The following is a 7598-nucleotide window of genomic DNA, read 5'->3' as shown; positions in this document are numbered from 1 at the left end:
TATTTTTAAAAATATGTTTTTTCGCATTAGTGACCGTATGTTCATTCGCAGCGAAAATATCATACGCTGAAGAGAGGCAACAAAATAATTATCCAATCATATTGGTGAATGGATTTGCTGGATGGGGTAGAGAAGAAATGCTTGGCGTAAAATATTGGGGTGGTGTTCATGATATACAGGAAGATTTGAAACGCAATGGTTATACGGTACATACCGCAGCTGTTGGACCTGTTTCTAGTAACTGGGATCGTGCATGTGAATTGTATGCACAAATTAGCGGTGGGACAGTAGACTATGGTGCCGTACATGCTGAGAAACATGGACATAATCGTTTTGGCAGAACTTATAGTGGTTTTGCGCCGAATTGGAGTGAAACAAATAAAGTTCATTTAGTTGGACATAGCATGGGTGGACAAACGATTAGAACATTAGTACAGCTATTAAAAGAAGGTAGTTTTGAAGAAAAGAATTATGTGAAAAATCACCCAGACATCAAAATATCACCACTATTTGAAGGCGGAAAATCATATGTTCACAGTGTTACAACATTAGCAACCCCTCACAACGGTACAACACTTGCGGATGGTAGTCTTCTACTGCCGTTCGTTAAAGATTTACTCATTACAGCTGCAAGCTTTGGAGGAAACAATAATTTATCATTATATGATTTTAAATTGGATCAATGGGGTATAAAGAAAAATGCTGGAGAGTCCTTTTTCCAATATAGTAATCGTATTCTAAATAGTTCACTTTGGAAAAATACAAAAGATATAAGTCAATGGGATTTAAGTACAGATGGTGCAAAGGAGTTAAATAATTGGGTAAAGACGCAACCAGATGTGTATTATTTATCCTATAGTGGACATGCATCACAAGCAGCACCTATAACAGGTTTACATTTACCGCATATTACGATGAATAAAGTGTTGATGGGGAATGCATTTTTCTTAGGTTCTTATGCGAGATATGAAGAAAACCGTCCGTTAGTTGATACTTCTTGGTGGCAAAATGATGGTGTAGTAAATACGAATTCTATGATTGCACCATCTTCTAATGTTGCTGTAAATAATAATGGGTCATTACAGATTGGAAAATGGAATCATATCGAAACGAAAGCGAATTGGGATCATCTCGATATGGTAGGATTAAGTGTTTCAGACTCATTAGGTTTTTCTAGCATTCAAGAGTTTTATAGAACAATTGCTGAAAAGCTATCACGTTTACCGAAATAGGTAATAATAAAGCGCTCTCGATGGAATTCGAGAGCGCTTTATATTATATTGAAAGAGGGATTTGGTAGAAAAATATGGGGGGATATTATGAAAATTCAAGTTGTATTATCAGGATACGGAACAGTAGGCAGAGAGTTTATAAAATTATTAAATGAAAAATATTCATATATATATGAAACATATGGGATTCAATTAGTTGTAAGTGGCGTATTAGGGAGAAATATTGCAATACATAATGAAGACGGCTTATCACTTCATCATTTATTGATGTATGGTGGCGGTACCGCTGCAATTGAAAAATATTTAGAGTATCATCCGAAGGAACGTGCAACAACTAGCATAAGTGGTACTGTATTGGTAGAATCAACAGTTACAAATCTTAAAGATGGAAATCCAGGGAAACAATATATGAAACAAGCGATTGAGAAACAGATGGATATAGTAGCAATTTCTAAAGGGGCGCTCGTTACAAACTGGAGAGAAATAAATGAAGCAGCAAGAGACGCAAATGTACGAATTCGATATAGCGGTGCAACAGCCGCTGCATTACCGACCCTAGATATCGGACAATTTAGTTTAGCCGGTTGCAGTATTGAAAAAATAGAAGGAATATTAAATGGAACAACTAATTATATTCTTACGAAAATGTATGAGGAAGATATGACATTTGAAGAAGCATTGAAAGAAGCACAAGATAAAGGAATTGCTGAGACAAACCCTATATTAGATATAAGTGGTTCAGATAGTGCGTGTAAATTGTTACTTTTGACAAACAGCTTAATGGAAACAGAGAAAACACTTACTGATATACACATAAAAGGAATCGAGCACGTTACAAAACAGCAAATTAGAAATGCTAAGGAACAACATAAAATTATTAAATTAATAGCATCAACATATAAGGATGAGGGTGGCAATGTCAATTTAAATGTTGAACCGTGCGAAATAGAAAAAGATCATCCGTTAGCAAAAGTAAATGGGACCGAAAAAGGAATTACGTTCTTTACAGATACGATGGGACAAGTTACTACAATTGGTGGGGCTTCTAATCCACGAGGCGCTGCAGCTGCAGCTTTAAAAGATGTGATTAACTTATATCGAAAAGATTTGTAAGACCGTACCGCCCTTTATAAAAAATACATATGTCGTGGACCTTTTGAGAATGAAATAAATATGAAAAAATGATTGCAGGGGGTAAGGAATTGTTTAAGGATTTTAAAGTTGTTAAAGATCGTCCCGTTTATATTCAATTGAAAGATTATTTGAAGAAGATGATTATGAAAGGGCATTTGCTCGGGGATCAAAAAATCCCATCAACAAGGGAACTAAGTGAATTACTAAGTGTGAGTAGAAACACTGTACTCGCTGCTTATGCAGATTTAGAACAAGAAGGACTCATTTATGCAGTTAAAGGAAAAGGGAACTTTGTTGCGAAGGTGGATATATCTAACACTTCGTCTGTTGAAATAAATTGGAAAAATAAACTTAATACAGTGACCGCATTAGCGGATGAATTAGATTTAATGAAACATGGTGTTCGTTGGGAAAAGGGAATGATTGTCTTTAATAGTATAGCCCCGGATGAGAAGCTATTTGATGTTGAAAATTTCAAAAGAGCTTTTCTTACTCGTATGTCCATTGAAGGAGACATCGTATTGAACTACGGATATGCAAAGGGATATAGACCGTTAATGAATTATTTACTTCATTACATGGAAATGAAAGGTGTAGACATTTCAAATAAAGATATTCTAATTACAAATGGATTTACAGAAGGATTGGATATTGTACTCTCTTCTTTATCAAAAAAATCTGGTCGTGTCATTTGTGAGAATCCAACTCACCACGCTGCACTAAAGCTGTTCCGTTTACATGGACTTGAAGTTCAGGGGATTGATATGAATGAGGATGGTATTGATACGAATGAAGTTGAAAAAAGCTTGCGTGAAAAAGATTTTGATTTTGCTTATTTAATTCCTTCTTATCATAATCCAACCGGTATTGTTACGAGTTCAGAGAAAAGAACGGAATTGATGAGGTTATTCTCAAAATACAACGTTCCTATTATAGAGGACGGATTTAATGAAGAATTACGTTATTCAGGTTCACATTTAGCTCCATTATTAACTTTTGCTGGAGCTGGCAATAATGTGATTTATATTAGTAGCTTTTCAAAGGTACTTTTCCCTGGTTTACGTGTAGGTTGGATTATTGCAGATAAAGATCTGATTCATTATTTAGAAAGCGTAAAAAGAGCAAGAACGATTCACACATCTACGCTAGATCAAGCTGTTCTGTTTCAATATTTACATGAGGGATATTTTGAAAAATATTTAAAAAAGGCAAGATCTGTTTATAAGAAAAAATATGAGTTAGCTGTCGGGGCATGTAACCAGTACATTCATTTCAAAAGAATGACTGGAGATGGTGGACTGCATTTATTTATAGAGCTAGAAGAGCATATGAATGCCCGCACACTTTTACAAAAGTGTTATGAGAAAGGCGTTACGTTTTCACCTGGAGATGTTTTTTACTCTGATGGAGAAGGAGCGAACACTTTCCGATTAGGGTTTTCGCGCTTGAAAGAAGAAGAAATAGTTCGGGGAATTAAAATAATTGGTGATACATTAAAAAATGAAATTTGGAGTTGAGAAAATGAAAATCGGTGTTATTATGGGCGGGGTATCGTCTGAAAAACAAGTTTCAATTATGACGGGGAATGAAATGATTGCTCATTTAGATAAAAATAAGTATGAAATAGTTCCAATTACATTAAATGAAAAAGTGGATTTAATTGAAAAAGCGAAAGACATTGACTTTGCGTTGCTCGCATTACACGGAAAATACGGAGAAGATGGGACAGTTCAAGGAACACTGGAGAGTTTAGGGATTCCTTATAGCGGAAGTAATATGTTATCTAGCAGTATATGTATGGATAAAAATATTTCGAAAAAGATTTTACGTTATGAAGGTGTAGAAACACCAGATTGGATTGAACTTACAAAAATGGAGGATCTAAATCTTGATGAGTTAGATAAGTTAGGATTTCCATTAGTAGTAAAACCAAACTCTGGCGGATCGAGTGTCGGAGTGAAAATCGTTTATAATAAAAATGAATTGATCTCAATGCTAGAAACTGTATTCGAATGGGATTCTGAAGTAGTAATTGAGAAGTATATAAAAGGTGATGAAATTACATGTTCAATTCTGGATGGAAAACAGTTACCTATAGTTTCAATTCGACATGCAGCCGAGTTCTTTGACTACAATGCAAAATATGATGATACTAGTACAGTTGAGGAAGTTATTGAACTTCCAGCAGAAATTAATGAACGTGTAAATAAAGCGTCACTCGCTTGTTATAAAGCATTAAAATGTAGTGTTTATGCAAGAGTTGATATGATGGTGAAGGACGGAGTTCCATATGTAATGGAAATTAATACATTACCAGGGATGACACAATCAAGTTTATTGCCAAAAAGTGCAGAAGCAGCGGGAATTAGTTATAGCAAACTATTAGATATGATTATTGAAACATCATTAAAAGTTAGAAAAGAAGAAGGGTTTTAAGGGAATTATATAACTAATTTTTTTGACAGTTTCACGAAGTATGCTATGATGAATACATTATAAAAACAAAATATTTATCCACTAGGGGGGCCTTTTATAGGCTGAGATCAAATGTGATTTTGAGACTCTTAGTACCTGATCTGGTTAATGCCAGCGTAGGGAAGTGGGAAAGACGTTGCTATTTAATGAGTAAATAAATACTGTCAATTTCACTTTCTTTACGCCTGTAAAGAAAGTTTTTTTATTTTAAAGCGTTAATAGCTGTGGATAAATATCTATATTTTATATATTATTGGAGGGATTTAAATGACTTTTTCACAATCGTTACGTAAAGAAGTAGATTCAATTTGGAAAGCGAGTTTTAACCATCCTTTTGTAAAAAAACTTGGTGAAGGAACGTTAGATTTAGCTAGTTTTCGCTATTATGTTCTTCAAGATTCATATTATTTGAGTCATTTTGCTAGAGTACAAACATTAGGAGCTGCAAAAGCTCTTGAATTAGAAACGACAGCTCGTATGGCACACCATGCCCAAAATACATATGAGGCGGAATTATCATTACATGAGAATTTTGCTAAAAAGCTAGGGATAACAAAAGAAGAAAAAGATAATTTTATTCCTGCGCCAACTGCATATGCGTATACTTCACATATGTATCGTGCTGCGTATGAAGGACATTTAGGAGATATTATTGCAGCAATTTTACCTTGCTATTGGTTGTATTATGAAATTGGCGAACGCTTAAAAGAGTGCCAGCCGGAAGAGCCAATTTATAACGAATGGATTTCTGCTTATGGATCTGATTGGTTCCGTACGCTAGTTGAAGAACAAATTACACGTTTAGATACTATCGCTGAAAAAGTAACAGAGGCAGATCGCAAACGTATGAAACAGCATTTTATTATTAGCAGTCAATATGAATATTCATTTTGGGAAATGGCTTATACATTAGAAAAGTGGCCAGTGGATACAGACGTAAAAGACGTAATTGGATAAAGAATAGAAGTAATGTTATAGCTAGGTATGGATCATACCTAGCTATATATTTTTTCTTGTCAAATTTGCGTAAAGTCATTAGTGCTACTGATATGGCGAAATAGAATATCGATAATTTAGCTCATTTACTTGTCTACGCATTAACTGGATAAACTTCTGTCACATTTATTTTACAATCAAAGAACGTAAATGTTGGTGGTATGAAGTTAAATAAGAAAAGAAACCCGAGCTGTTAGCTGTAACGGAGTTGTTTTTTCTTTGCAGAAATTTCTAAATTATCATGGAGTGTTGTTAATACGATATGCAAATATGCATATCGTATTTTTTTGAGTTCTTTATGTGTTAAAATTAGATATAGAGATATGGAAATATAAAGAAGCAAAAGCAGGAATATCCAATGAATTTTGAGAGGTGTTATATGTTTACAAATAAGAAATTAATTCGATTTGGTTTATCGTTGTTTGTATTTTTAGGGATAATTAATTTTACAATCAGCTATTTCCAAACATATCTTGAAACAGCAGCAGATATTAAATGGGTAATTCCAGAAATTTGGAAAACTATTTTGCTAGATGTTCCTCAAGGTATACTTGTCCTTTTAGGCGCAATTGCTTTATATGATTTCACAAAAGAGGCATCACAAAAAGACGCATCAATCTAAGTGTGTCTTTTTTAATTAACAATTTCATAGAGAGCTTTGCTGGAGAAATAGAATGAAAAGCCCTAATTAGGGCTTTTTTTGTTGGAATTTCTTAACCATCATAAAAACTGGTCACTTGGAGGTGTTATAGCGAAAGCCATTTACAGTACAGAAAAATCTAAGCAGCAGACGGAAATATATAGGATATGGATCATAATTATTGAGAAATTAATTGAACTTAGTAAGTATGAAGATATGACGCTAGAATTCATATTTTTTAATTTTTATTTATCTCGCTATTTGCCGGACAGTAAGCCCCCCACCTCAAAATTCAGCGGAAGCAAAGAAGTTAGGTAGGGGATGAACAAAACCCCACTGATTAAATTTTCACTTTATAAAAATGAGCCCATAGTAAAAATAGGTATATGAACAAGGTGCATCATCTAGTGATAAGTCATACTTTGTTGGTGTACGTATTGAACTTAGTTTATAGCGCTATTTCTACTTAGATGTAACGAACAGGAATATAGGGAAGTATTGATGAGGTTGTATTTTATAAACGGAGGTTATGAAAATGAATCAGTTTCAACAAGAACTACAAGCGTTAAGCCTTAATGATTACCGGTCTGGAAATATTGTCTATTGGGACCAGCAAAACCAATATCCATATTACTATATTGAAGATGCTGCTCGTCGCTGTGGCGGTTGTGGTCGTTGTGGCGGTTGTGGTGGAGGTCGTTGTGGCGGCTTCCGTTGTGGTGGCTTCCGTTGTATTGGTTGCTTCGGTTGTTTTGGTTGCGGAGGCTGTGGCGGTTGTGGCGGCTGTGGTGGTTGCTCTAACTGTTTTGATGGTTTTACTGATACTACCGGTACTATTGTAACGTATGAATCTTGATAACATCTATCTTGCTAGTTGCGGGCAGTAACATCCCCAAAAAAATTCAGCGAGAGCAAAGAGAAGTTAGGTGGCGGACTGCCCATAAAAGCCCGATTGGTGAGAGCTGATTAAAGTTTCACTTTATCAATTAAAAAACATTAGTTATATGTACGTGCCGACAAAGAATATAGCCATTATTAATGGATATATTCAATCATTCAAGTGAAAGAGTAACAATAAGATATATAGATGTAATCAAGATGTGATGGATAAAGCAATGACT

7 protein-coding genes, 1 pseudogene and 1 riboswitch are annotated in these 7598 nt (G+C 34.7%); all 8 genes and pseudogenes read left to right on the top strand.

The window, feature by feature from the left end; translation table 11 throughout:
* On the top strand, window positions 1-1232 hold a 1232-nt coding region (locus tag ACQGSG_RS24295; RefSeq protein ID WP_426948208.1), incomplete at its 5' end, for an esterase/lipase family protein.
* 87 nt (window positions 1233-1319) lie between these two features.
* A complete protein-coding gene (locus tag ACQGSG_RS24290) occupies window positions 1320-2345 on the top strand; it encodes a homoserine dehydrogenase (RefSeq protein ID WP_325843073.1) in 1026 nt (341 codons plus the stop codon).
* An 89-nt stretch (window positions 2346-2434) separates the two neighbouring features.
* A complete protein-coding gene (locus tag ACQGSG_RS24285; RefSeq protein ID WP_426948206.1) occupies window positions 2435-3883 on the top strand; it encodes a PLP-dependent aminotransferase family protein in 1449 nt (482 codons plus the stop codon).
* A 4-nt stretch (window positions 3884-3887) separates the two neighbouring features.
* Complete coding sequence (locus ACQGSG_RS24280) at window positions 3888-4802, top strand: D-alanine--D-alanine ligase (protein ID WP_001987735.1); 915 nt, start codon at window positions 3888-3890, stop codon at window positions 4800-4802.
* A gap of 73 nt (window positions 4803-4875) precedes the next feature.
* Window positions 4876-4981: riboswitch (TPP riboswitch) on the top strand.
* A 127-nt stretch (window positions 4982-5108) separates the two neighbouring features.
* Window positions 5109-5798, top strand: a complete 690-nt coding sequence (gene tenA / locus ACQGSG_RS24275) for a thiaminase II (protein WP_325843072.1) — start codon at window positions 5109-5111, stop codon at window positions 5796-5798.
* Window positions 5799-6195: 397 nt separating this feature from the next.
* Window positions 6196-6459 carry a DUF3937 domain-containing protein gene (locus ACQGSG_RS24270; RefSeq protein WP_002082716.1) on the top strand — a complete coding sequence of 88 codons (264 nt, stop codon included), beginning with the start codon at window positions 6196-6198 and terminating at the stop codon, window positions 6457-6459.
* Between the two features lie 553 nt (window positions 6460-7012).
* Window positions 7013-7333 (top strand): heterocycloanthracin/sonorensin family bacteriocin, encoded by a 321-nt coding sequence (locus ACQGSG_RS24265; RefSeq protein ID WP_426948203.1) that lies wholly within the window; start codon window positions 7013-7015, stop codon window positions 7331-7333.
* Window positions 7334-7478: 145 nt separating this feature from the next.
* Window positions 7479-7598 (top strand): annotated as a pseudogene (locus ACQGSG_RS24260) (site-specific integrase); the annotation flags it as partial.

Origin of the sequence: Bacillus sp. GMa5/1 (assembly GCF_050172015.1) — a bacterium.
Classification (GTDB): Bacteria; Bacillota; Bacilli; order Bacillales; family Bacillaceae_G; genus Bacillus_A; species Bacillus_A cereus.
Note: the sequence above shows the minus strand (reverse complement) of the source record. Positions and strands in the feature narration are given on the sequence as shown.

Coding starts and splice junctions, on each gene's coding strand:
- ACQGSG_RS24290 (WP_325843073.1), top strand. CDS start 1,320: ATGAAAATTCAAGTTGTATTATCAGGATACGGAACAGTAGGCAGAGAG.
- ACQGSG_RS24280 (WP_001987735.1), top strand. CDS start 3,888: ATGAAAATCGGTGTTATTATGGGCGGGGTATCGTCTGAAAAACAAGTT.
- tenA (WP_325843072.1), top strand. CDS start 5,109: ATGACTTTTTCACAATCGTTACGTAAAGAAGTAGATTCAATTTGGAAA.
- ACQGSG_RS24270 (WP_002082716.1), top strand. CDS start 6,196: ATGAATTTTGAGAGGTGTTATATGTTTACAAATAAGAAATTAATTCGA.
- ACQGSG_RS24265 (WP_426948203.1), top strand. CDS start 7,013: ATGAATCAGTTTCAACAAGAACTACAAGCGTTAAGCCTTAATGATTAC.